This window comes from Streptomyces galbus, from assembly GCF_005280195.1.
GTDB classification, from domain to species: domain Bacteria; phylum Actinomycetota; class Actinomycetes; order Streptomycetales; family Streptomycetaceae; genus Streptomyces; species Streptomyces galbus.
The window spans coordinates 38,467-60,259 of the sequence record NZ_SZPR01000007.1; the positions used below are offsets into that span (position 1 = coordinate 38,467).

General features: G+C 72.4%; 19 protein-coding genes. 13 read left to right on the forward strand and 6 right to left on the reverse strand.

Annotation, left to right across the window (positions count from 1 at the left end; translation table 11 throughout):
* Positions 1 to 88: 88 nt before the first annotated feature.
* From E4U92_RS03590 to E4U92_RS03610, 5 genes are all read left to right on the forward strand, one after another.
* Complete coding sequence (locus tag E4U92_RS03590) at positions 89 to 1,072, forward strand: glycosyltransferase family 2 protein (protein ID WP_137298767.1); 984 nt, start codon at positions 89 to 91, stop codon at positions 1,070 to 1,072.
* Positions 1,069 to 2,415 carry a polysialyltransferase family glycosyltransferase gene (locus E4U92_RS03595; protein ID WP_137298768.1) on the forward strand — a complete coding sequence of 449 codons (1,347 nt, stop codon included), beginning with the start codon at positions 1,069 to 1,071 and terminating at the stop codon, positions 2,413 to 2,415. Before E4U92_RS03590 ends, E4U92_RS03595 begins: the two co-directional genes overlap by 4 nt.
* 87 nt (positions 2,416 to 2,502) lie before the next feature.
* Entirely contained in the window at positions 2,503 to 3,576 is a 1,074-nt protein-coding gene (locus E4U92_RS03600) for a glycosyltransferase family 2 protein (protein WP_137298769.1), read from the forward strand.
* Positions 3,563 to 4,009: a GtrA family protein gene (locus E4U92_RS03605; RefSeq protein ID WP_229863053.1), complete on the forward strand. Its 447-nt coding sequence runs from the start codon at positions 3,563 to 3,565 to the stop codon at positions 4,007 to 4,009. Before E4U92_RS03600 ends, E4U92_RS03605 begins: the two co-directional genes overlap by 14 nt.
* Positions 4,006 to 5,274 carry an NAD(P)/FAD-dependent oxidoreductase gene (locus tag E4U92_RS03610; RefSeq protein WP_137298770.1) on the forward strand — a complete coding sequence of 423 codons (1,269 nt, stop codon included), beginning with the start codon at positions 4,006 to 4,008 and terminating at the stop codon, positions 5,272 to 5,274. The genes E4U92_RS03605 and E4U92_RS03610 overlap by 4 nt, the downstream gene beginning before the upstream one ends.
* Before the next feature lie 2 nt (positions 5,275 to 5,276).
* On the opposite strand, the gene E4U92_RS03615 is transcribed toward E4U92_RS03610, so the two are convergent.
* From E4U92_RS03615 to E4U92_RS03630, 4 genes are all read right to left on the reverse strand, one after another.
* Positions 5,277 to 7,022: a hypothetical protein gene (locus E4U92_RS03615; RefSeq protein ID WP_137298771.1), complete on the reverse strand. Its 1,746-nt coding sequence runs from the start codon at positions 7,020 to 7,022 to the stop codon at positions 5,277 to 5,279.
* 86 nt (positions 7,023 to 7,108) lie between these two features.
* Positions 7,109 to 8,320 (reverse strand): acyltransferase family protein, encoded by a 1,212-nt coding sequence (locus E4U92_RS03620; protein WP_174863685.1) that lies wholly within the window; start codon positions 8,318 to 8,320, stop codon positions 7,109 to 7,111.
* 139 nt (positions 8,321 to 8,459) lie between these two features.
* Positions 8,460 to 9,827 carry a polysialyltransferase family glycosyltransferase gene (locus E4U92_RS03625; protein WP_137298772.1) on the reverse strand — a complete coding sequence of 456 codons (1,368 nt, stop codon included), beginning with the start codon at positions 9,825 to 9,827 and terminating at the stop codon, positions 8,460 to 8,462.
* The gene (locus E4U92_RS03630) at positions 9,827 to 10,810 is read right to left on the reverse strand and encodes a glycosyltransferase family 2 protein (protein WP_137298773.1); all 984 of its coding nucleotides are present in this window, start codon (positions 10,808 to 10,810) and stop codon (positions 9,827 to 9,829) included. The genes E4U92_RS03625 and E4U92_RS03630 overlap by 1 nt, the downstream gene beginning before the upstream one ends.
* 197 nt (positions 10,811 to 11,007) lie before the next feature.
* Between E4U92_RS03630 and E4U92_RS03635 the strand changes: the two genes are divergently transcribed.
* The 5 genes from E4U92_RS03635 (at position 11,008) to E4U92_RS03655 (ending at position 16,140) form a co-directional block, all read left to right on the forward strand.
* A complete protein-coding gene (locus tag E4U92_RS03635) occupies positions 11,008 to 12,324 on the forward strand; it encodes a DUF6716 putative glycosyltransferase (protein ID WP_137298774.1) in 1,317 nt (438 codons plus the stop codon).
* A 47-nt stretch (positions 12,325 to 12,371) separates the two neighbouring features.
* Positions 12,372 to 13,592, forward strand: coding sequence for an acylneuraminate cytidylyltransferase (locus E4U92_RS03640; RefSeq protein WP_137298775.1), 1,221 nt, complete (start codon positions 12,372 to 12,374; stop codon positions 13,590 to 13,592).
* A 14-nt stretch (positions 13,593 to 13,606) separates the two neighbouring features.
* Positions 13,607 to 14,545, forward strand: a complete 939-nt coding sequence (locus E4U92_RS03645) for an N-acetylneuraminate synthase family protein (RefSeq protein WP_137298776.1) — start codon at positions 13,607 to 13,609, stop codon at positions 14,543 to 14,545.
* A 56-nt stretch (positions 14,546 to 14,601) separates the two neighbouring features.
* Positions 14,602 to 15,687 carry a hypothetical protein gene (locus E4U92_RS03650; RefSeq protein WP_137298777.1) on the forward strand — a complete coding sequence of 362 codons (1,086 nt, stop codon included), beginning with the start codon at positions 14,602 to 14,604 and terminating at the stop codon, positions 15,685 to 15,687.
* Between the two features lie 114 nt (positions 15,688 to 15,801).
* The gene (locus tag E4U92_RS03655) at positions 15,802 to 16,140 is read left to right on the forward strand and encodes a DUF1330 domain-containing protein (protein WP_137298778.1); all 339 of its coding nucleotides are present in this window, start codon (positions 15,802 to 15,804) and stop codon (positions 16,138 to 16,140) included.
* Positions 16,141 to 16,174: 34 nt separating this feature from the next.
* On the opposite strand, the gene E4U92_RS03660 is transcribed toward E4U92_RS03655, so the two are convergent.
* Entirely contained in the window at positions 16,175 to 17,419 is a 1,245-nt protein-coding gene (locus E4U92_RS03660; protein WP_137298779.1) for an amidohydrolase, read from the reverse strand.
* A 330-nt stretch (positions 17,420 to 17,749) separates the two neighbouring features.
* On the opposite strand from E4U92_RS03660, the gene E4U92_RS03665 reads away from it, so the two are divergent.
* On the forward strand, positions 17,750 to 18,445 hold the full coding sequence (locus tag E4U92_RS03665; RefSeq protein WP_137298780.1) for a class I SAM-dependent DNA methyltransferase: 696 nt from the start codon (positions 17,750 to 17,752) through the stop codon (positions 18,443 to 18,445).
* 51 nt (positions 18,446 to 18,496) lie between these two features.
* Here E4U92_RS03665 and E4U92_RS03670 read toward each other — a convergent pair whose 3' ends face one another.
* On the reverse strand, positions 18,497 to 18,970 hold the full coding sequence (locus E4U92_RS03670) for a carboxymuconolactone decarboxylase family protein (RefSeq protein ID WP_137298781.1): 474 nt from the start codon (positions 18,968 to 18,970) through the stop codon (positions 18,497 to 18,499).
* 333 nt (positions 18,971 to 19,303) lie between these two features.
* Here E4U92_RS03670 and E4U92_RS03675 point away from each other — a divergent pair, with 333 nt between their 5' ends.
* Complete coding sequence (locus tag E4U92_RS03675; RefSeq protein WP_174863687.1) at positions 19,304 to 20,377, forward strand: BMP family lipoprotein; 1,074 nt, start codon at positions 19,304 to 19,306, stop codon at positions 20,375 to 20,377.
* 255 nt (positions 20,378 to 20,632) lie between these two features.
* Positions 20,633 to 21,682 (forward strand): BMP family lipoprotein, encoded by a 1,050-nt coding sequence (locus tag E4U92_RS03680; RefSeq protein WP_137298782.1) that lies wholly within the window; start codon positions 20,633 to 20,635, stop codon positions 21,680 to 21,682.
* Positions 21,683 to 21,793: the final 111 nt, after the last annotated feature.

Genomic DNA, 21,793 nt, shown 5'->3' on the forward strand with positions numbered 1-21,793 from the left:
ACCCGGCTGTCGTCGGCGGGACATCAAGGTGCTGATCTTACTTTCTTAGAGTCACTTGACTTCCCGCTCAGAATCCAGGTGCGCACCCGTGGCCAACACACCGACCCTGTCCGTCGTCGTCCCCTGCTACAACATCGAGGCCTACGTCACCGAGACGGTGGCCGGCCTCGTCAACAACGCCCGGGACGACTTCGAGTTCGTCTTCGTCGAGGACCGGTCCACCAAGGACAGGACCTACGAGGCCCTCCTCGCCCTGACGGAACGGCTGCCCCGCAGCAGGGTGATCCGGCACGAGCACAACGGCGGGCTGGCCACGGCCCGCAACACCGGCATCGACGCCTCCGAGGGCCGCTACCTCACCTTCCTCGACGGCGACGACTGGCTGGCGCCGGGCTACCTGGCCCGCCTCGTCGACGTCATCGAGCGGTTCGACGTGGACTTCGTGCGCACCGACCACGTCCAGGTCACCGGCGTCGAACGGACCGTCCACCGGGCGCCCGAGGGCCGCCGCCACACCCCGCTGGACCCGCGCACCTCGATCCTCCCCGTCGACGACACCACCATGGTCGACTACCCCTACGCCTGGGCCGGCGTCTACCACCGCCGCCTGCTGGACAAGGGGCTGCTGCGCTTCCACGACGGGCTGCGCACCGCCGAGGACCGCCCGTGGATCTGGGGCCTGCACCGCCGGGCGGAGTCCTACGTCGTCGCCAGCCTGCGCGGGGTCTTCTACCGCCGGGGCGTGGCCAGTTCGCTCACCCAGATCGGCGACGTGCGCCAGCTCGACTTCTTCCGCTCCTTCGACCTGGTCCTCGCCGAACTCGCCGACGACCCCGAGGCCGGCCGGCTGCGCACGAAGGCGCTGCGCAACTACTGCGTCGTGATCGCCCACCAGCTCCTGGACCGGGGGCGGTTCGAACGCGGCGTGGCCGCCGAGCTCAAGCGCCGGGCCGCCGAGGCGCTGCGCGCGATGAGCGAGGACGAACTGGGCGAGGCCGTGGTGGGGATGGGCGAGGAACGCGTGCACCTGCTGCGCCGGGTGCGCGGTGGCCTGAAGGGAGTGGCGGCATGATCCAGATGTTCTTCTCGGCGACGCAGTACGCGGCGGCGACGGTGACCGCCGCGATCCGCGCCGGACAGTTCGGCCCCCGCGAGGGCGTGCGCCGCATCCTCGTCGTCAGCAACGTCGCCGCCGTCCCGGAGGTCAGCACGCCCCTGGACCGGATGCCCGGCTTCGAGAAGCTGCGCCCCGAGTTCGACGAGGTGCGCTCCTGGAACGAGTTCATCTCCCCGCACCACCCGGCCGGCTGGGCACCGCGCGCCCAGGACGCCGCGCTGTGGGAGAAGGCCGTCCGCCTCGCCTGGGACCTCGGGGACGAACCGGTGGAGATCGCCTGCGAGTCGATCCAGGCCAACCCCTCCCGCGCGGTCGCCGACATCTTCGCCGACAGCCCCCTGCACGTGTACGCGGACGGCCTGATGACCTACGGCCCCACCCGCAACCGCATCCCGCACGGCATGAGCAGCCGCATCGAGCGGGTCCTGCACCTCGACCTGGTGCCCGGGCTGCGGCCCCTGCTGCTGTCCGAGTACGGCGTGCAGCCCGAGGCCGTGCCCGGCGAGGCGATGGTCGAGGTCCTCGCGCAGCTCGGCGAGTCCGGTGCCGGGCTGCTCGCCGGCCTGCTGCCCGCCGACCATCCGCCCACCGCCGTGCTGCTCGGGCAGTACCTCTCCGCCATCGACCTGATCAGCCAGGACGAGGAACAGGGCCTGCACCTGCGGATGCTGCGGGCCGCCGCCCGCGCCGGGCACCGGGACGTGCTGTTCAAGCCGCACCCGAGCGCGCCCTCCGTCTACAACGAGACCCTGGAGGCCGCCGCCGGCGACCTCGGCGTGCGGCTCACCGTGCTGAACGAGCCGGTCCTCGCCGAGACGGTCTTCGCGTTCCTGAGGCCGAAGCTGGTCATCGGCTGCTTCTCCACGGCCCTGATGACCGCCGCCGCCTTCTACGGCCTACCCGTCGCCCGGGTCGGCACCGACCTGCTCCTGGAGCGCATCACGCCGTACGAGAACAGCAACCGGGTGCCGCTCACCCTCATCGACGCGGCGCTGCCCGACGCCGAGCGCGACGAGGTCGGCACCCCCTTGGAACTCAAGGGCATGGCCGAGGAGTTGACGCCGCTGGTGCGGGCCGTGGGGTACTGCATGCAGTCCCGCAAGCACCACGCCCTGCGCGAGGAGACGGCGCTCTGGCTCGCCGCCCACCTCGCCGAGTACCAGCGGTACTTCAAGCGCCGCCGGCTGACGAGCCTGCGGCTGCCCGGCGGGGCCCCGGTCCGCGCCGAGGCGCTGCGCCGGAACCCGGCCGTCCGCCGGGCCGTACGGCGGCTGCGGTCGGCGGCACGCCCCGCGTGACGCCCGGGCGGGGCGCGTCGACTCACGGCATCGCACCGCTTACCACGCGTTAGCGGCACGTTCACATGGTCCCCCTAGGTTCGGCGGATGCCAGACATATCCAGCCGGGCGCCACAGGTGCATGTGCCGCGCCAGCGTGGTGGCGCGGCGCTCGTCTCCTATGTGTTGCCCGCCTTCAACGAGTTCGACGGGATCCGCCGCTTCCACGAGGAACTCGTGGCGGCCCTGTGCGAACGCCCCGAGTACGCGTACGAGTTGGTGTACGTCAACGACGGCTCCTCGGACGGCACGCTCGCCGTGCTGGAGGACATCGCGAAGAACGACCGGCGGGTCCGGGTGGTGGACTTCGCCCGCAACTTCGGTCACCAGATGGCCATCACGGCCGGGATCGACGTGGCCCGCGGCGACGCCGTCATCGTCATGGACACCGACCTGCAGGACCCGCCCCGGGTCAGCCTGGAGCTGATCGACGCCTGGCGCGACGGCGCGGAGATCGTGCACGCCCGCCGGCGCAGCCGGCAGGACACGTTCTTCAAGCGGACCACCGCGCACGCCTTCTACCGCGTCCTGCGGTCCTCCACCGACGTCGACATCCCCGTGGACACCGGCGACTTCCGGCTCATGGACCGCCGGGCCGCCGACGAGTTGCGCCGCTTCCGCGAGCGCAGCCGGTTCGTGCGCGGCATGGTCGCCTCGATGGGATTCCGGCAGAGCGAGGTCCACTTCGACCGCGACGAGCGGTTCGCCGGGGAGACCAAGTACCCGCTGAAGAAGATGGCGCGCCTCGCCGTCGACGGACTGACCGGCTTCTCCACCGCGCCCCTGCGGATGATCACCAAGCTGGGCTTCGCGGTGCTCGCGCTGTCGTTGCTCGGCATCGTCTACGCGCTCGGCATGAAGGTGCTGCGCCCGGACATCACGGTGTCGGGCTGGACGATGCTCATGGTGGTCGTCCTCTTCCTCGGCGGCGTGCAGATGCTGTCGCTGGGCGTGCTGGGCAGCTACATCGGCCGCACCTACAGCGAGGTGCAGGGCAGACCCCTGTACACGGTGCGGCAGATCATCGCGCACGGGACGGACACCGCTCCCGCCCCCGCCGCCGCCCCCGTTCACGTCCCTGTCCCCGTCGGCGGTGACGGCACCGGCCATGGCGACCGATGACCTGATGCCCGCCGGCGCCGGCACCCCCGCCCCCGCACGCCCCGAGACCCGCGGGCGGGCCCGTGACGCCCGGCAGCTCATCACGTACGCGCTGGTCGGCGGCAGCGGTGTCCTGCTCGACCTGGGGGCGTTCCTGCTGCTCTACGACGTCGCCGGCTGGCACGAGCAACTGGCCAACGTCCTGTCCACCAGCATCGGCATCACCAACAACTTCGTGCTGAACGCGCTGTTCACCTTCCGCAGGCGGGACCGCCTGCTGGTGCGCTACCTGCGTTTCTACGCCGTCGGCCTGACGGGCATCGCGCTGACCTTCGTGCTGCTCGCGGTGTTCTCCCGCGGCCTCGGCATCGACCCGAACCTCGTGAAGGCCGGCTCGCTGCCCGTGGTGCTGCTCTTCCAGTTCGCGCTCAACAGAAAGTGGAGTTTCGGATGAACCTCGGCGTCATCGGCGCGGGAGCCACCGGCCTGACCGCAGCGTACGACGCGGTCGGGCAGGGCCACGCGGTCACGGTCCTGGAGGCCGCCGACGAACTCGGCGGGCTCGCCGCGTCGATCACCGTCGGGGGAGTGCCGCTGGAGCGCTACTACCACCACATCTTCCGCAGCGACCGGCAGATGATCGAGCTGATCGAGGACCTCGGGCTCGGCGGGTCCCTGCGTTTCCACCGGACGACGACGGGTGTGTTCCGGGGCGGCCGCACGCACCCCTTCAGCACCCCGCTGGAGATGCTGCGCTCACCGCTGTACGGGCTGCCCGCCGGCATCCGCTTCGGGCTGTCGTCGGCCTGGCTGAAGGTCGTGCGCGACGGCGAGCGCTTCACCGACCGCACGGCGCTGAGCTGGCTGAACAAGTGGGCCGGGCGGCGGGCCACCCGGGCCGTGTGGGAGCCGCTGCTGCGCGGCAAGTTCGGCGACCGCGCCGACCAGGTGTCGATGGCCTGGCTGTGGGCCCGCGTGCACTGCCGCACCTTCGAACTCGGCTACCTCGACGGCGGGTTCGAGCGGGTCTACGCGACCTTGCGGGACCGGATCGCCGAGCGCGGCGGCAAGGTGGAGTTCGGCAAGCGGGTGGACACCATCCGGCAGCCCGACGCGGGCGGGCCGGTCACCGTGCGCACCGCCGACGGCGCCTCCTACGCCTTCGACCACCTGATCGTCACCACCCCGCAGCCGGCCTTCGCCAAGGCCGCCGAGGCCCCCGCCGACGACACGGTGTGGCGCAACCAGTACCTGGGCGCGACCTGCTTCGTCCTGGAACTGGACCGCAGCGTGATCCCGTACTACTGGCTCAACATCAACGAGCCGGACTTCCCGTTCCTCGCGGTCGTCGAGCACACCCGGATGATCGACCCGGCCGTGTACGGCGGGCGGCACATCCTCTACGTCGGCAACTACGTGGAGCGCGACGACCCGCGCTTCACCACCGAGCCGGCCGAGCTGCTGGACCGGTACCTGCCGTGGCTTAAGCGGATCAACCCGGAGTTCGACCGGGCCTGGATCCACGACTGGCACTTCTCCCGGGCGCCCTTCGCGCAGCCCGTGGTCACACCCGCGTACAAGGCGCTGATCCCCGGGCACCACACGCACCTCGACGGGGTGACGCTCGCGACGATGGCGCAGATCTACCCGCAGGACCGCGGCCAGAGCTATTCGGTGGAGCTGGGCCACAAGGCGGCCCGCATCGCCGGGGCCGCCTGACCTCAGTGCGGCCGGCGGAGGGTGCACACCACCAGTTGCTGCCCCTCCGCCGGCCTGGGGCACCGGTAGGTGGTGCGGATGGCGGAGGCGATGCGCGGGTCGATCACGCCGAGCGAGAGCCAGCTCGGCTGGTAGACGGCGTACGCGGGCGGGTGCGCCTGGGTGATGCAGCGGACGTTCTCCCGGGTGGACGTCAGCGACGGCACCTCGGTGAGCTGCTTGGGCACGTTGAGGAACGTGGGGAACGGGTACCGGCAGCGCGTCGGGTGGCCGATGTAGTACGCCTGCTGCCCGAACACGAGGTACTGCACCTCGGCGCCCGGGGGCAGGAGCGCGTCCACCTGCTCGGCCGCGGCCTCGGCCGACCGCGCCTGCGCCTTCAGCTCGGCGTTGGTCGTGACGAGCCGGCCGAGGATGATGCGGACCCCGGAGGACGGCCACACCGTCACCGCCAGGCACACCACCAGCGCCAGCACGGGCAGGGCCGCGGGCACCCGGGGACCGCGCGCCCCGCCGGGACCACGGGAGAGCCGGACGTCGACGAGCGCGGCGGCCAGGGAGAGCGCGGCGGCGTACCCGGCGAGCACCGCCGCGTCCACGTCCTGGCGGACCGTCTCCAGCAGCGGGGTGAGCACACCCAGCAGCAGCGCCAGCGCGGTCAGGCAGAGCGGGGGCCGGCCGTACCGGCCGTACCAGCGGCCGATCGCGAGGCCGGTGAGGGCCGCCGCCACCACGGGCAGGTTCTCCCCGTGGTACGCGAACCAGTTGCCCTGGTAGACGACGACGGCCACCCCGCAGAGCACCAGCAGCACGGTGACGAGCGACGCCTCCACGCGCTGCCGCCGGGAGGTGAGCGTCAGCACGCACAGCAGCAGGGCGCCCGGCAGCAGCGCGAGGACCGGCGTGAGGGCCGTGCGGTCGCCCAGGTAGTACGCGGTCCGCTGGAACAACTCGGAGGCGACCACGGGGTCGTTGCCCCAGGCGTGCGCGTTGATGTGCGGCATGTCGCGCAGCCACTGCAGTTCGCGCGAGCCGGACCAGGCGCTGACCGCGAACAGCAGGCCGGTGGCGACGGCGGCGGCCGCGGCCAGCAGCAGGGCCCGCACCCGGTCCACGGTGAACACCACGAGCAGCGCCATCGCCGCGGTGCCCGCCGTCGAGTACTTCATCAGCACGGCCAGACCGAGCGGCACGGCGGCCAGCGCGACGGCCCGCCACCGGCGGCGCACCCCCAGCACGGCGGCCACGGCGAGCACCGAGAAGACGATCGCGAACCACTCGGGCTGCAGGTAGTCGATGACCGGCGCGAAGGCGAGGGTGAGCGCGGTCGGTCCCGAAACGAGCAGCGCGTCGCGCTCCGGCATCCGGGCGCGCAGGGCCCGGTGCAGCAGCAGCCCGGCGCCCGCGCACAGCAGCAGGCCGACGCACCGCATCAGCGCCTCGCGCACCGCGTCCGGCCCGGCGGTGAGCGCGTCGAGCCCGGCGACCAGCCAGCGGTAGAAGAACGGCCGGTGCGCGAACACCTCCGACGGGGACAGCCCGGCGCGACCCGTGGTGCGCAGGGCCGCGAGCACGTACCGCAGGTCGAGGAACACCCCGGTGGTGAGCGTGGTCGCCAGCAGCAGGACCGCGGTGACGACGGCGGTCGCCCCGCCGGCGGGGGAGGCCAGGCGCGCCCGGAGCCCGCGCGGGCCGGGGCCGCGCCGCGCCGCGGGCGCGGTCGGGGCCGCGGTGGATATGTCGGTCACGACCGCGAACCTAACACCGGTGTTCCACCGGAAAAGGCGCGCCGGGGAAAAGCTGCCGCACGGGTCGACGGCATTTCACCGGCCCGTCACCCGGCGGACTTTTCCGCTGCCGCTCCCGCTGCTTTCACCGCACCCGCGGCATTGTCGACCCCGCGTACGACAAGGCCCCGCTTCAGTCGCGGACCGATCGGTTTCTCCACGTACTTGTGCAGGAGCCAGGCCAGTCCCAGCATGATCAGAATGCTGCCGGTGATCGTCACGTACGGATTCAGTCCGAACTCCCGGTGCAGGATGCGGATCGCGAACCAGCCCAGGTGCTCGTGGATCAGGTAGAAGGGGTACGTCAGCGCGCCGGCCACGGTCAGCCACCTGCCGTTCGCGCGGCTCGTCCAGCCCACGGCCACCGCGGCGACGGCGACGAAGGCGACCAGGACGATGAGCTGGATGACGTGCGGATCGCGGTGGAAGTCGCCCTGCGGACCCGGGTGCCACAGCGCGGTGACCGAGTAGCGCTGGCCGAGCAGGAAGCTCATCACCACGATGCCCCACAGCAGCAGGTCGCTGCCGTAGCGGTGGATCAGGTACAGGGCGAGGCCGCCGATGAAGTAGGGGGCGTGGTCGCGCATCACCAGCTCGTCGGTGAGCGGGGTGTCGGCGACCCGGGCGAAGACCCCGGCCAGCGTCCACAGGCAGCAGAAGATCACCACCCGCCGGTAGGTGACGCCCCGCCAGACCACGCACAGCGCGAACAGCGCGTAGAAGCGGACCTCGACCCACAGCGTCCAGTCCACGCCCAGCACCCGGTCCACGCCCATCGGCTGCTGGAGCATGGTGAGGTTGACCAGCAGCTCGTCCGAGCGCAGCGGCTCCACCACCACCGGCAGGACGTACGCGGCGGCCGTGACGACGACGATCGCCGCCCAGTACGCCGGGTACAGCCGGGCCACGCGCGAGCGGAAGAAGTCGCCCAGGCTGCGGCCCCAGCTGCTCATGCAGATGACGAACCCGCTGATCAGGAAGAAGAACTGCACCCCGAGGCTGCCGTAGGTCGCCAGCCGCGACAGGGTCGGGAACACCTCGCTGGGGGACTGGTGCCAGGACTGCGCGACCTCGCCGTTCTTGCCGGCGTAGTGGTAGCAGCACACCATGAGCGCCGCCAGCAGGCGCAGCCCGTCCAGGGCGCGCAGCCGGCCCTCCGCCCGGGGCCGGACCGGGGCCGGGCCGGGCAGGAGGGCGTTGTGTCGCGGGGCCGGCGCCGGCGGGGGTGCCGGTGCCGTGGCTTGGTCGGCCGCGCTCATCCTGGGGACCTTCCGTGGGAGTCGGGGGACGCGTGAACGCTAGGTACCGCCCGCGCATGACGAATGAGTGACGGCTGACCCGCCGGGGGCGTGAACATGACGATCGGATGAATGGCCGCCCGGTCGAACCTCACGCCTCTCAGCGCCGGTTGCCCGACGCGCCCCGCTTCAGGGCCCGCGCCCGGCGTGCGATGCGGCGCACGGCCGCGTTGCGCGGGAGGAAGGCGAGCTGGGCCGGTACGGCGCCGGGCAGGGCCAGGGCGGCCAGGCGCCGGCGCTTGAAGTAGCGCCAGGTGTGCGGGTCCAGGTGCGCCGCGAGGTACCGCTCGGCCTCGCCCCGCAGGGACGGGTGGATCTTCGGCTGCATCGCGAAGCCGACCGCCCGCAGCAGCGCCGCCAGCTCCGCCACCCGCTCCGGTCCCGGCATGCTCCACGCCTCGACCGCCGCCGCGTCCTCGAGGTCCGGCAGCAGGGCGTCGACGATGGTCAGCGGCACCCGGTTGCTGTTCTGGTACGGCGCGAGCCGGGCCAGCACGGTACCGGTGCCGGCCCGGGCGACCGGCAGGCCGTACAGGCCGGCCGCGGTGAGCAGCGCGGTGGAGAAGCAGCCGACCACGAGGGCCGGGCGCAGCCGCTGGTAGACCACCTCCGCGAGGACGGGCCGCTCCAGGGACGTGAGCCGGGCGCCCAGGCGCGCCGCCTCCTCCTCCAGCAGCCGCGACCAGCGCGCCGGTGCCGTGGGGTGCGGCTTGAACACCAGCCGGCGGTGCCCGAGCGCGACCGCGCCGCGCACCATGGCGAGGTGGAGCTGCTCCTCCTCGGCGTCCCCGAGGATGCCGAGCGCCGAGAGGTACTGCCCGAGCAGCAGCGCGGGCCGCTCCCCGGGACCGGCCTCGTCCCCCGGGCCGGGCTCCGCCTGGGCCAGCTCGCCGAGCACCTTCAGGAACGCCTCCGGCGGCACCAGCACCGGCGGCACGCCGAACTCGGTGAGCAGCAGCGGGGAGAGGCGCGGCACCAGGTCCAGGTGGAGCAGCCGGCCGACGCGGGTGCCGACCAGCGGGTCGAGCTTGTCGCGGGTGGGGCCGTAGCTCATCAGGCCGTCGGCGTAGACGTCGAGGGGGGCACCGGTGAAGAGCTGGGCCAGCGCCAGCGCCGGGTTGACCTGGATCGACTCCACCGCCAGGTGGACCTCGTCGTCGCCGAGGCCCCACAGCAGCCGCACGTACCGCTCCCACATCGGGACGTCGTCCGCGCGCGGGCCCCAGCCGCCGGGGTGGAAGGGGGCGATGGCCGCGTTCCAGGACAGCACGTCGTCGAAGCGCTCACGGATCCGGTCGAAGCCGGGCATCGTGTCGACGGACGGGGTGGTCTCCGGGTTGGCCGCGTTGTTGGTGACCAGCAGCAGCCGGCGGTCCGTCGGCGCGAACAGCCCGGCGTCCAGGGCGGCGGCCAGGGTCGCGGCGCCGAACAGGGTGGAGACGCAGAAGATGCGGGTGGTGCCGGGCATCAGACGGCCACCGCCGACCGTGCCGCCGCCGGCCTGCGCCGCACCCGCCGCAGCGTGGTGGCGCGCTCGGTGTCCATCGAGTCCATGACGTCGGCGAGGACGTCCTGCGGCATGCGCCGCAGCGCGGCCGCGCACAGGGAACGGAGCTGACGGGCCACCGCGGGTTCGAACCTCTCGATCGTGCCGAGGTGATGGGTCATGATCGCGCAGTAGGTGCGCACGGCCTTGGGCAGCAGCCGGTCGGCCTCGGGGTCGCGCGCGGTCTCCTCGATCACCTGGTCGAAGGCGCGGACGAAATCGAGCTGGCGCACGTCGCCGATCTGGGTGAGCGACGAGGCCACCCCGCGCCGGTAGAAGACGCCCAGCAGCCCCACCACGGCGAAACTGTCCGCCTGCCGGTGCAGCTTCCAGATCCACGGCCGGTCCTCGGCGGTGCGCAGCCCGTCGGTGAAGTGCAGCAGCCCCCGGTCGACCAGGCGCCGGTGGTAGATCCCGGCCCAGGCGTAGGCGTAGTCCACCGGGGTGGACCGGTCGGCGGGCAGGATGCCGTCCCGCGGGTCCAGCACCGTGCCGCGGCGGCCCAGCGGCACCCGGTGGACGCTGCGCGCCCGCCCGGTGCACTGGACGTGGTCGGTGCGCACGAAGTCGCAGCCCAGCTCCTCGGCGGCGGCGAGGAGCCGGGGGAGGTACCCGGGGGCGAGCCAGTCGTCGCCGTCCAGGAAGGTCAGGTAGTCGCCGCGGGCCGCGTCGATCCCGGTGTTCCTCGCGGTGGCCAGCCCTCCGTTCCGCTCGTGTCTGACCAGCACCGCCCCCGGCAGGTCGCGCTGCGCACGTTCGAGGATCTCCGGGGTCGCGTCGGTCGAGCAGTCGTCGACCAGAATGAACTCGAAGTCCTCCCGGGTGTTCGCGCGCAGGCTCACGAGGGTGTCGGGCGCGTATTGCTGCACGTTGTAGAACGGCACGATCACGGAAAGCTTTGGCACGGCGAAACCCTAGGGCGCGTCAGGGCGGCAGGTATTTCCGCTCGGGATACAGCGGGTGAACTCGATGTGTCGGAACAGTGCCGCACACCTACTTCCCGGCGGAAGGCCGCCCGATTCGGACTCAGGTGATGTGTTGTTAACTCATTGTTGACTTGTGGTTGGCACGTCGCTGGATTTCTCTTTCTAGCGTCTTGGCCGTGCCACCGAGTAATACGAAGACCCTTCGGATCGCCGTCCTCGCGGACTCCGACACCCGCTGGAAATGGGGGGCGTCGACCGCCGGACGCGTCGCCCCCGCCGCACCCGCCGCACCTGTCCTGGACGGCTTCCTGCTGCGCGGCCGCGCCACCCCCACCCCCCGCCAGCTCGCCGAGGTGGGCGTGCGCGCCGACTCCCTGCGCGAGGTCACCGCGGCGGAGTTCCTGCGCGTCATGGCCCAGGAGCCCTACGACGTGCTGGTCCTCGCGCTCGTCGGGGGCGGCGTGCAGGCCGTGCTGCACGGGCTGCGCCGGGTCTGGGAGGGCCGCACGGACCGGCCGGTCGTCGTCACCGGCTACGTCGGCGTCGTGTACGAAAAGCTCGCCGACGGCCTGCTGCTGCGCCACGGCGCGGACCTCGTCCTCGCCAACTCCCGCCAGGACGCCGAGCGGTTCCGGCAGGTGTACGAAGGGGTGGGCGCCGACGCCTCGTCGGTGACCGAGGTGGCCCTGCCGTTCCTCGGCGGCGCGCCCTACACCGGCGAACACGACCCCTACACCGTGGTGTTCGCCGCCCAGCCGTCCGTGCCGGAGACCCGGCGGGACCGCGCCTACCTGTTGGAGCGGCTGGTACGGCACGCCCGGCTGCACCCCGAGCGCGAGGTGCTGCTCAAGCTGCGCTCCCGGCCCGGTGAGCACACCACCCACCTGGAGGAGCTGCCGTACCAGAAGCTGGCGCAGCGGCTCGACCTGCCGCCCAACGTCCGCCTGGTCTACGGCAACATGGGCGAGGTCCTGGACCGCACCGACCTGATGGTCACGGTCAGCTCCACGGCCGCGCTGGAGTCCCTGCACCGCCGTGTCCCCACGGTCGTGCTGACCGACCTCGGGGTGCGCGAGGCGCTCGGCAACCACCACTTCGTCGGCTCCGGCTGCCTCGCCTCCTGGGACCAGCTCGACGCCGGCCACCGGCCCGTGCCGGACGAGGAGTGGGTGGCCCGGCAGGGCGTCGCGGCCGACGGGCGGTACGAGCGCGCCTTCGACGCGGCCCGCGAGCGCATCGCCGAGCTGCTCGGGCGGCCCGGCGGACTGCCCCCGCTCGCGCCGTACTACACACCCGAGACCGCCCCCGGCTACCTGCCCGGCGTCCTCGCCCGCCACCACCTCGCCCCCGACGGCTCCCTGCTGCCCGGCGCCCCGGCCGCCGACCGGGAGCCCGGCCCCGTCCGCCAGATCGTCCGCCGCGCCGCCCGCGGGGCCTACCGGCACGGCGTACAACGCGTGGCCCCCGTCATCCGCCGCATGGGCGAACTGTGACCCCGGCCCCGGCCCCACCCCCGTCCCGAGACCCAGGAGTCCACCCCATGCCCCATCCCGACGGCCCCCCGGTGCGCCGGGTGCTCGCCGTGATCCCCGCGCGCGGCGGCTCCAAGGGTGTGCCCGCCAAGAACCTGGCCCCCGTCGGCGGGGTCCCGCTGGTGGCGCGGGCGGTCCGGGCGTGCCGGGCGGCGCGGCGCGTCACCGACGTCGTCGTCTCCACCGACGACCAGGCCATCGCCGCCGCGGCCCGCCAGGCCGGCGCCGAGGTCGTGCTGCGGCCCGCCGCCATCGCCGGCGACACCGCCACCTCCGAGGCCGCCGTACGGCACGCCCTGGACGCCCACGAGGCCCTGCACGGCACCCCCGTCGACGTGGTGCTGCTCGTCCAGTGCACCAGCCCCTTCCTGGTCCACGAGGACGTCGACGCGGTGGCCGGCGCGGTCGCCGAGGGCGGCGCCGACACCGCCGTGACCGTCGCCCCCTTCCACGGGTTCGTCTGGCGCGACGCCGACGACGCGTCCGACGGCGGCACCGGCGTCAACCACGACAAGTCCTACCGGCCGCGCCGCCAGGACCGCCCCCAGGACTACCTGGAGACCGGCGCCGCCTACGCGATGGACGCGGCGGGCTTCCGCACCCACGGCCACCGCTTCTTCGGCCGCACCGAACTGGTCCGCACCGACCCGGCGCGCGTCCTGGAGATCGACGACCCGCACGACCTGGCCCGCGCCCGCGCCCTGGCCCCGCTGCTCGACGCGGACCGCCCGGGCGCCCTCCCGACCGCCGACGACGTCGACGCGGTCGTCCTGGACTTCGACGGCACCCAGACCGACGACCGGGTGCTGATCGACGCCGACGGACGGGAGTTCGTCTCCGTGCACCGCGGGGACGGACTCGGCATCGCTGCCCTGCGCCGCAGCGGCCTGGCGATGCTGGTCCTGTCCACGGAACAGAACCCGGTGGTCGCCGCCCGGGCCCGGAAGCTGCGGCTCCCGGTGCTGCACGGCGTCGACCGCAAGGACCTCGCGCTGAAGCAGTGGTGCGAGGAGCAGGGCATCGCGCCGGAGCGCGTGCTCTACGTCGGCAACGACGTCAACGACCTCCCGTGCTTCGCCCTCGTGGGCTGGCCCGTGGCGGTCGCGAGCGCCCACGACGTCGTACGCGGCGCCGCACGCGCGGTCACCACCGTCCCCGGTGGCGACGGCGCGATCCGAGAGATCGCCAGCTGGATCCTCGGCCCCTCTCTCGACTCCCTCCACGATTAAGGACAGTTCCTGCCATGAGCACCGACTCCCGTCTGCGCACGTTCGGTTCCCGCGAGGTCGGCCCGGGCCGGCCCGTCTACATCTGCGGCGAGATCGGCATCAACCACAACGGTGAGCTGGAGAACGCCTTCAAGCTGATCGACGTGGCCGCCGAAGCCGGCTGCGACGCCGTGAAGTTCCAGAAGCGCACCCCCGAGATCTGCACCCCGCGCGACCAGTGGGACATCGAGCGCGACACCCCCTGGGGCCGGATGACGTACATCGACTACCGCCACCGCGTGGAGTTCGGCGAGGACGAGTACCGGCAGATCGACGCGTACTGCAAGGAGAAGGGCATCGCCTGGTTCGCCTCCCCGTGGGACACCGAGGCCGTGGCCTTCCTGGAGAAGTTCGACGTGCCGGCCCACAAGGTCGCCTCCGCCTCCCTCACCGACGACGAGCTGCTGCGCGCCCTGCGCGCCACCGGCCGCACCGTCATCCTGTCCACCGGCATGTCCACCCCGAAGCAGATCCGCCACGCGGTGGAGGTCCTCGGCAGCGACAACATCCTGATGTGCCACGCCACCTCGACCTACCCGGCGAAGGCCGAGGAGCTCAACCTCCGCGTGATCAACACGCTGGAGAAGGAGTACCCGAACGTCCCGATCGGCTACTCCGGCCACGAGACCGGCCTGCAGACCACGCTGGCCGCGGTCGCCCTCGGCGCCGCCTTCGTCGAGCGCCACATCACCCTGGACCGCGCCATGTGGGGCTCGGACCAGGCCGCCTCCGTCGAACCCCAGGGCCTGACCCGCCTGGTGCGCGACATCCGCACCATCGAGGCGTCCCTCGGGGACGGCGTGAAGAAGGTCTACGAGTCCGAGCTGGGCCCGATGAAGAAGCTGCGCCGGGTCAGCGGCGTGGTCGCCGAGGCGGAGATCGCGGCCGCGGCGGGCGAGCCCCTGACGGTCTGACCCCGGCCGCCGATCCGCACCCCGACAGCACCCCACGACGGGATGGTCGTACGAGGATGAGACCCCGCGCCGGGAACACCGGCACCCCCCACACCCTCGCCTTCGTCGAGAGTCCGGTACAGCTCCTGAACGTGCTGGAGTGGGCCCACGCCCAGGGCCCGCACCCCCGCGAGGAGCCCGGCGCGGGATTCACCCTGGTCGTGCTGTCGCCGACCGACCCGATGACCCGCGGCCAGTTGCGCCGGATGGCCGAGCTGGCCCGCGAGGAGGGCCACGCGGTGCGCTGGGAGGAGGCGCGCGGCGGCGCGTCCGCGCCCTTCCGCACCGTCGGCGCCCTGACCGGCCTGCTGCGGCGGGCCGACCGGGTCGTCATGGGGGACCCGTTCTCCCGCTACGTCCAGCTCCTGCTGACGATCACCCGGGCCCGGTCCCTGGTGGTCGTCGACGACGGCACCGCCACGATGGAGTTCGTGGCCCAACTGGCGCGCGGCGAGCGCCTGGTGCGCTGGCACCGCAAGGGCGGCCGGCCCGCCCCGCGCGACCTGCTCTTCGCCCCGGTGTCGGCCCGGGCACGCCGCCGGCTGTCCCCGGCCGGGGAGCGGACGGTGGAGGTGTTCTCCGCCATGCCGATCGAGGAGCGGCCCGAGGGCGTCACGGTCACCGCCAACGCCTTCGCCTGGACCCGTGCGCGCTTCGGCCCGCCGCACCTGATCGACGGCGCCGACCTGGTCGGCACCTCGCTGGTGGAGACCGGCGTGGTGGACGGCGAGCGCTATCTGGAGGCCGTCCGCACCCTGGCCAAGGCGCACGGGGTGCACCGCTACTTCGCCCACCGGCGCGAGAGCGCCGACAAGCTGCACCGGCTGGCCGTGGAGACGGGCCTGGAGATCGTCCGGCCCGAGCTGCCCCTGGAACTGATCGCCCGCCGCGGCCCGGTCGGCCGCACCGTCCTCAGCTTCCCCTCCACGGTCGTGCACACCCTGCCGCTGGCCCTGGCCGGCACCCAGGTGCGCATAGCCGTCTGCGACATCGACCCCGGCTGGCTCACCGACCGCGCCTCCCCGCGCGCCCAGGGCTTCCTCTCGGGCGTCACCACCACGGCCCGCGACGTCCACCGGCTGGCGGCGGTGACCCCGGCCTAGGGGCTGTCCCGTCAACCGGGGCGGGGCCCCTTACCTCCCGGGTAATCGCACCGTCCGCCCCGGCGCCGGTACGTTCGACGCGTCGCCCCAGCAGACGTGCCGAAGGAGCCGGAGATGACCGCCTACGCCTTTGCCCACCTGCACCACAGCGCCCTGCACCCGGACGTCGTCGAGTACATCGACCGCATCCAGGACACGCTGGACCCCTTCCGGGGGCGGTTCCTGCTGCACGGCCCGCCGGCCGAGGTGGTGGAGGGCAGCTTCGAGGGCAACCTCGTGCTGATCGCGTTCCCCGGCCTCGCGGAGGCCCGCGCCTGGTACGCGTCCCCCGCCTACCGGGAGATCCTGCACCTGCGCACGGACCACATCGCCGGGGACATCGTCCTCGCGGAGGGCGTGGCGCCCGGCTACGACCCCCGCGCGACGGCGGCCACGCTGCGGGCGGCCCTCTGACCCCTGCCGTCGGGCCGCCCGCGTTCCGCGGTGTCTATGCGGTGCGCGTGCGGGCGTCCAGCAGGACCGCCGCCGTGAACAGCTCCACGCCCACCTGGATCGCCGACTCGTCCGCGTCGAAGTCGCCCTGGTGCAGGTCACGGACCGTGCGCTCGCCCGGGGGGCGCACGCCGAGGCGGGCCATGGCGCCGGGGACGTGCTCCAGGTACCAGGAGAAGTCCTCGCCGCCGAGGCTCTGCTCGGTGCTCTCCACGGAGTCGGCGCCCCGGCGGGCGGTCATCGCGCTGTCGAGCAGGTCGACGACCTCGGCGTCGTTGACGACCGGCGGCACGCCCCGCACGTAGTTGATCTCGGACTTGGCGCGGTGCAGGTTGGCCACCTCGTCGATCGCCGCGACCACCATGTCGGGCGCCAGCCGCCACGCGTCGATGTCCAGGCAGCGCACCGTGCCGGACAGCTCGGCGTGCTGCGGGATGACGTTCGGCGCGTGACCGCAGTCGATCCGGCCCCAGGTGACCGCCAGCCCCGCGCGCGTGTCGACGCGCCGGCCGACCAGCGCCGGGACGTCGGTGACCACCCGGGCCGCCGCGGTCACCAGGTCGGTCGTCAGGTGCGGGCGGGCGGTGTGGCCGCCGGGCCCCTCCAGGGAGATCTCGAGCCGGTCGCACGCCGAGGTGATCGGCCCGACCCTCAGCCCGATCCGGCCGGCGTCCACCCGCGGGTCGCAGTGCACGGCGATGATCCGCCCCACCCCGTCCAGCGCGCCGCACGCGATCGCGTCGGCCGCGCCGCCGGGCAGCACCTCCTCGGCGGGCTGGAAAATCAGCCGCACCGGACGCGGCAGCAGCCCGTCGCGGTACAGCTCGGCCATGACCAGGCCGGCGCCGAGGACCACGGTGGTGTGCACGTCGTGGCCGCAGGCGTGCGCGCGGTCGGGCACCGTGGAGCGGTACGCGCAGTCGCTCTTGGTGTCCGGGATGGGCAGCGCGTCGATGTCCGCGCGCAGCGCCATCACGGAGCCGGTGGCCGGGTCGACGTCACCGATGTCACAGATCAGCCCGGTGCCCCCGCTCAGCACCCGCGGTCGCAGGCCCGCCTTCTCCAGGCGTGCCTTGATCGCGGCCGTCGTGCGGAACTCCTGGTTGCCCAGCTCGGGGTGCATGTGCAGGTCGCGGCGGAAGGCGACGAGCTCGGCGCGCAGGGCCTCCGGAAGGGCGCCGGGGAGCGGCGCGTGTGCGTGCCCGGCGGTGACGGGATCGGCCTCGGACTCTCGGGACATCAGTTGCTTCACCCTTTGAAGGGTAGGACGCCGGGGCGGTCAACCGACCCACGATCACCAAACTTCAACCCGTCAGGGGAAGAAAGATTGGCCGCGCGGCGCATGGCGGTCGTTTCGGGTGGGTAAACTCGCCCGTCCTCCGGCCGAGCCGATCATGGGCTCCACCCGTCGTTCCTCTGGCTGTTCCCTCCTCTGTCCTCGCTTGACGTCGTCTGTCGTCGTCTGTCTTCGTCGGTCCTCCTCTTCCACGGATACCACGCGTCGCCACAGAACCGCTGGACTTGTCCACCCAGCGGAACCGCCACCGCCGCGCGAGTAGAGTCCGCTCCCGTGACGGACTCCGACGCAGGGACCACGACCACGCGGACGGACCTGGCGGACGCCCTGCGGGCCGCCCGGGACTCGTACGACACGATCGCCGAGGACTACACCGAGGAGCACCCGGACGGCCTGGGCGACGGCCCGCTGTACGGCGCGCTGCTCACCGCCTTCGCCGACCTGGTGAAGGAGGCGGGCGGCGGGCCGGTGGCCGACATCGGCAGCGGACCGGGGTACGTCACCGCCCGGCTGCACGCCCTCGGGGTGCCGGTCTTCGGCGTGGACGTCTCGCCCCGCATGGTCGCGCTGGCCCGCCGCGCCCACCCCCACCTGCGCTTCCACGTGGGTTCCATGACCGCACTCGACCTGCCGGACGCCACGCTCGGCGGGATCACCGCGCTGTACTCGATCATCCACGTGCCGGACGAGCACCTGCCGGCCGTCTTCGCCGGGTTCCGCCGCGTGCTGGCCCCGGGCGGCCAGGTGATGCTCCTCTTCCAGTTCGAGGAGGACACCGACGGACGGCACCTGGCCGAGCGCTACGGCCGGCCGGTCGACCTGCGCTACCACTGGCGCACCCCGGACACCGTGGCCGGCCTCCTGACCGACGCGGGCCTGGAGGTGCGCGCCCGCGCCGTCCTCGCCGCGGAGGGACCGTCCCGGCTGCGGATGCCCAGGGGCTACGTCCTGGCCCGCCGGCCCGCGTAGGGCGGGGCCGGCACCCGCGGGCGCCGGCCCCTCCGTCCCACGACCCGTCGGTCAGCCGAACATGCCCGGCTGGTAGTCCCCGGCCGGCTGCTGGTTGATCACGTTGACCCGGTTGTAGGCGTTGATGATGGCGATCAGCGAGATCAGCGCGGCGAGCTGCTCCTCGTCGTAGTGCTTGGCCGCGTTCTGCCACACCGCGTCGGGCACGCCGCCGGCCGCGTCGGCGATCCGGGTGCCCTCCTCGGTCAGCTCCAGGGCGGCCCGCTCGGCCTCCGTGAACACCGTGGCCTCGCGCCAGGCGGCGACCAGGTGCAGGCGCTGCGCGCTCTCCCCGGCGTGCGCGGCGTCCTTGGTGTGCATGTCGGTGCAGAAGCCGCAGCCGTTGATCTGGCTCGCGCGGATCTTCACCAGCTCCTGCGTCGCGGCGGGCAGGGTCGACTCCGAGAGGGCCTTGCCCGCGGCGTTGATGTGCTTGAAGACCTTGCCGGAGACAGGGTTGGTGAAGAGGTTCAGCCGGGCTTCCATGAGAACTCCTCTGCCGTGGTGGCGGGTTGTACTTCTCTGACGGAACGGCCCGGGCGGATGTGACAGCCCTGGGTGTGACCTGCGTCTCAGCCCGCGCGGAGAGGGAGCGCGCGCCCGGTGTGCCCCGCTTCGCCCCCTGTCGACACCCGCCCGTAACCGCGGGGGGCCGCCCGTAACCCGGGGGCGGCACGAATCGGTAACGGCCGCGAGGAACCCCGTTCCGCTCCCCTTCTACGCGCGTTACTGTGCGCCGGAAATCGCCGCCGTGGGCGGTCGATCGGGGATGCGGGCCGGCGCAGGCGGCGGTGCCGCGGGGACGAAGGGGTGCTTGTCATGCGTCTGATCTCTCGGGGGAGCAGGGTCTCCCAGGCAGCGGTGGCCGTCGCGGTCGTCGCGCTCGCGGCCGCCGGGTGCGGCGAGTCCAGCACCGGCTCCAAGGGCGGGGACAAGGAGTCGGCCGGCGGCTACACCGGCAAGGGCATCGGCCTGGCGTACGACATCGGCGGCAAGGGCGACCAGTCCTTCAACGACGCGGCGTACGCCGGATTCCAGAAGGCCGAGAAGGAGTTCGGCCTCGGCGGCCGGGACGTCGAGCCGCAGGACGGCGAGTCCGACGCGGACAAGGTGCAGCGCCTGACCCAGCTCGCCCAGGCCGGCTACAACCCGGTGATCGGCGTCGGCTACATCTACGCGCCGGCCGTGAAGACGGTGGCCGCCAAGTTCCCGAAGACCACCTTCGGGATCATCGACGACGAGACCGTCCAGGCGAAGAACGTCGCCGACCTGGTCTTCCACGAGGAGCAGGCGTCCTACCTCGCCGGTGTGGCCGCCGCCAAGGCGTCGAAGAAGGCGCACATCGGCTTCGTCGGCGGTGTGGACATCCCGCTGATCCACAAGTTCGAGGCCGGCTACGTCCAGGGCGCCAAGTCGGTGAACCCGAACATCAAGATCGAGTCGCAGTACCTCACCGAGACCCCGGCCGAGGGCGGCTTCTCCAGCCCGGACAAGGGCAAGGAGGGGGCCAGCGGCCAGATCGAGAAGGGCGTCGACGTGATCTACCACGCGGCCGGCCTGTCCGGTCAGGGTGTGATCTCCGAGGGCGCGGCCAAGGGGATCTGGGTCATCGGCGTCGACTCCGACCAGTACGCCCAGAGCTCGCTGGCCGCGTACAAGGACCACATCCTCGGCTCGGCCCTGAAGAACGTCGGCGGCGCGGTCTACGACCTGGTCAAGTCGGTCCACGAGGGCAAGCCGCTGAGCGGCGTGGTCCGCGGCAGCCTCTCCAACGACGGCGTCGGGTTCGCCGACTCCAACCCGAAGTACAAGGCGATGACCGACGTGGTCGACGCGGTGGACAAGGCCAAGCAGGACATCACCTCCGGCAAGGTCACCGTCAAGACCCAGTGATCATTCACCGCTCCGGGCCCCGGACGGATCGAAAGGTCTGACTTTTCCGGGGCTCCTAGGCCCTCCGGGCCCTTTGCGATCCCTGCGCCCCTTGCCTCCCGCAAGGGGCGCATTGCTGTCCGTAGTCTGGCGGCGAAATGCGGCCACAGCTCGATAACGGACCGGACAGAAGGGTTTTTCCGTCTGGTCTACGCGCGTTACGCTGCGGCGGAACCAGCGCCTGGTATGGGCGCTTGCACAAAGGAGTCTCGTTCCATGCGCCGGGTGTCCCGTATCGCGGTTGCGGGTGTTGCTACCGCAGCCCTCGCCGTGACGGTTTCCGCTTGCGGAAGCTCGTCCACGTCGTCCTCCTCCAGCAGCAGTGACAAGAACCTGGGCCTCGCGCTGGCGTACGACGTCGGCGGCAAGGGCGACCAGTCCTTCAACGACGCGGCCACCGCCGGCCTGGACAAGGCCGACAAGGAGTTCGGCTACAAGTCCACCGCGGTCGAGCCGCAGGACGGCGAGTCCGACGCGGACAAGACGCAGCGCCTGGAGACCCTCGCCAAGCAGGGCTACAACCCGGTGATCGGCGTCGGCTTCGCGTACGCGCCGGCCGTCAAGGAGGTCGCGGCCAAGTTCCCGAAGACCACCTTCGGCATCGTCGACGACAACTCCTTCCAGGCGAAGAACGTCGCCAACCTCGTCTTCCACGAGGAGCAGGCGTCCTACCTCGCGGGCGTCGCCGCCGCCAAGGCCACCAAGACCAACGTCGTCGGCTTCATCGGCGGCGTGGACGTGCCCCTGATCCACAAGTTCGAGGCCGGCTTCAAGCAGGGCGTCGCGGACACCAAGAAGGGCGTCACGGTCAAGTCGCAGTACCTGACCGAGACCGCCGCCGAGGGCGGCTTCTCCAGCCCCGACAAGGGCGAGAGCGCCGCCGACGGCCAGATCGACGCCCACGCGGACGTCCTCTACGCCGCCGCCGGCCTGTCCGGCCAGGGCGTGATCAAGGCCGCCGCGGCGCACAAGGTGTGGGCGATCGGCGTCGACTCCGACCAGTACAAGCAGGACGCGCTGGCCAAGTACAAGGCCTCGATCCTCACCTCGGCCATGAAGAACGTCGAGGGCGCGGTCTACGGCCTGGCCAAGTCCGTCCACGACGGCAAGCCGGAGACCGGTGAGATCCGCGGCAGCCTGGCCAACGGCGGCGTGAGCCTGTCGGACTCGAACCCGGCGTTCGCCAACGACAAGGCGGTCCAGGACGCCGTGAAGAAGGCCGAGGAAGGCATCAAGAACGGCTCCATCACCGTCAAGACCTCCTGAGCCGGCGCGGCCCCGGAGGCCGTACGGACCATGGCCAAAAGGGCGCTGTCATGACAGCGTTACGGCCACGGAACGGGGCGCGCGGAGGATGGCCTCCCCGCGCCCCGTTCG

Bases quoted from the DNA above. Each gene is read 5' to 3' on its own strand.
- E4U92_RS03605 (WP_229863053.1), top strand. From the start codon at position 3,563: ATGGCGACCGATGACCTGATGCCCGCCGGCGCCGGCACCCCCGCCCCC.
- E4U92_RS03610 (WP_137298770.1), top strand. From the start codon at position 4,006: ATGAACCTCGGCGTCATCGGCGCGGGAGCCACCGGCCTGACCGCAGCG.
- E4U92_RS03640 (WP_137298775.1), top strand. From the start codon at position 12,372: ATGCCCCATCCCGACGGCCCCCCGGTGCGCCGGGTGCTCGCCGTGATC.
- E4U92_RS03595 (WP_137298768.1), top strand. From the start codon at position 1,069: ATGATCCAGATGTTCTTCTCGGCGACGCAGTACGCGGCGGCGACGGTG.
- E4U92_RS03670 (WP_137298781.1), bottom strand. From the start codon at position 18,970: ATGGAAGCCCGGCTGAACCTCTTCACCAACCCTGTCTCCGGCAAGGTC.
- E4U92_RS03680 (WP_137298782.1), top strand. From the start codon at position 20,633: ATGCGCCGGGTGTCCCGTATCGCGGTTGCGGGTGTTGCTACCGCAGCC.
- E4U92_RS03600 (WP_137298769.1), top strand. From the start codon at position 2,503: ATGCCAGACATATCCAGCCGGGCGCCACAGGTGCATGTGCCGCGCCAG.
- E4U92_RS03650 (WP_137298777.1), top strand. From the start codon at position 14,602: ATGAGACCCCGCGCCGGGAACACCGGCACCCCCCACACCCTCGCCTTC.
- E4U92_RS03675 (WP_174863687.1), top strand. From the start codon at position 19,304: ATGCGTCTGATCTCTCGGGGGAGCAGGGTCTCCCAGGCAGCGGTGGCC.
- E4U92_RS03655 (WP_137298778.1), top strand. From the start codon at position 15,802: ATGACCGCCTACGCCTTTGCCCACCTGCACCACAGCGCCCTGCACCCG.
- E4U92_RS03660 (WP_137298779.1), bottom strand. From the start codon at position 17,419: ATGTCCCGAGAGTCCGAGGCCGATCCCGTCACCGCCGGGCACGCACAC.
- E4U92_RS03625 (WP_137298772.1), bottom strand. From the start codon at position 9,827: ATGCCCGGCACCACCCGCATCTTCTGCGTCTCCACCCTGTTCGGCGCC.
- E4U92_RS03645 (WP_137298776.1), top strand. From the start codon at position 13,607: ATGAGCACCGACTCCCGTCTGCGCACGTTCGGTTCCCGCGAGGTCGGC.
- E4U92_RS03620 (WP_174863685.1), bottom strand. From the start codon at position 8,320: ATGAGCGCGGCCGACCAAGCCACGGCACCGGCACCCCCGCCGGCGCCG.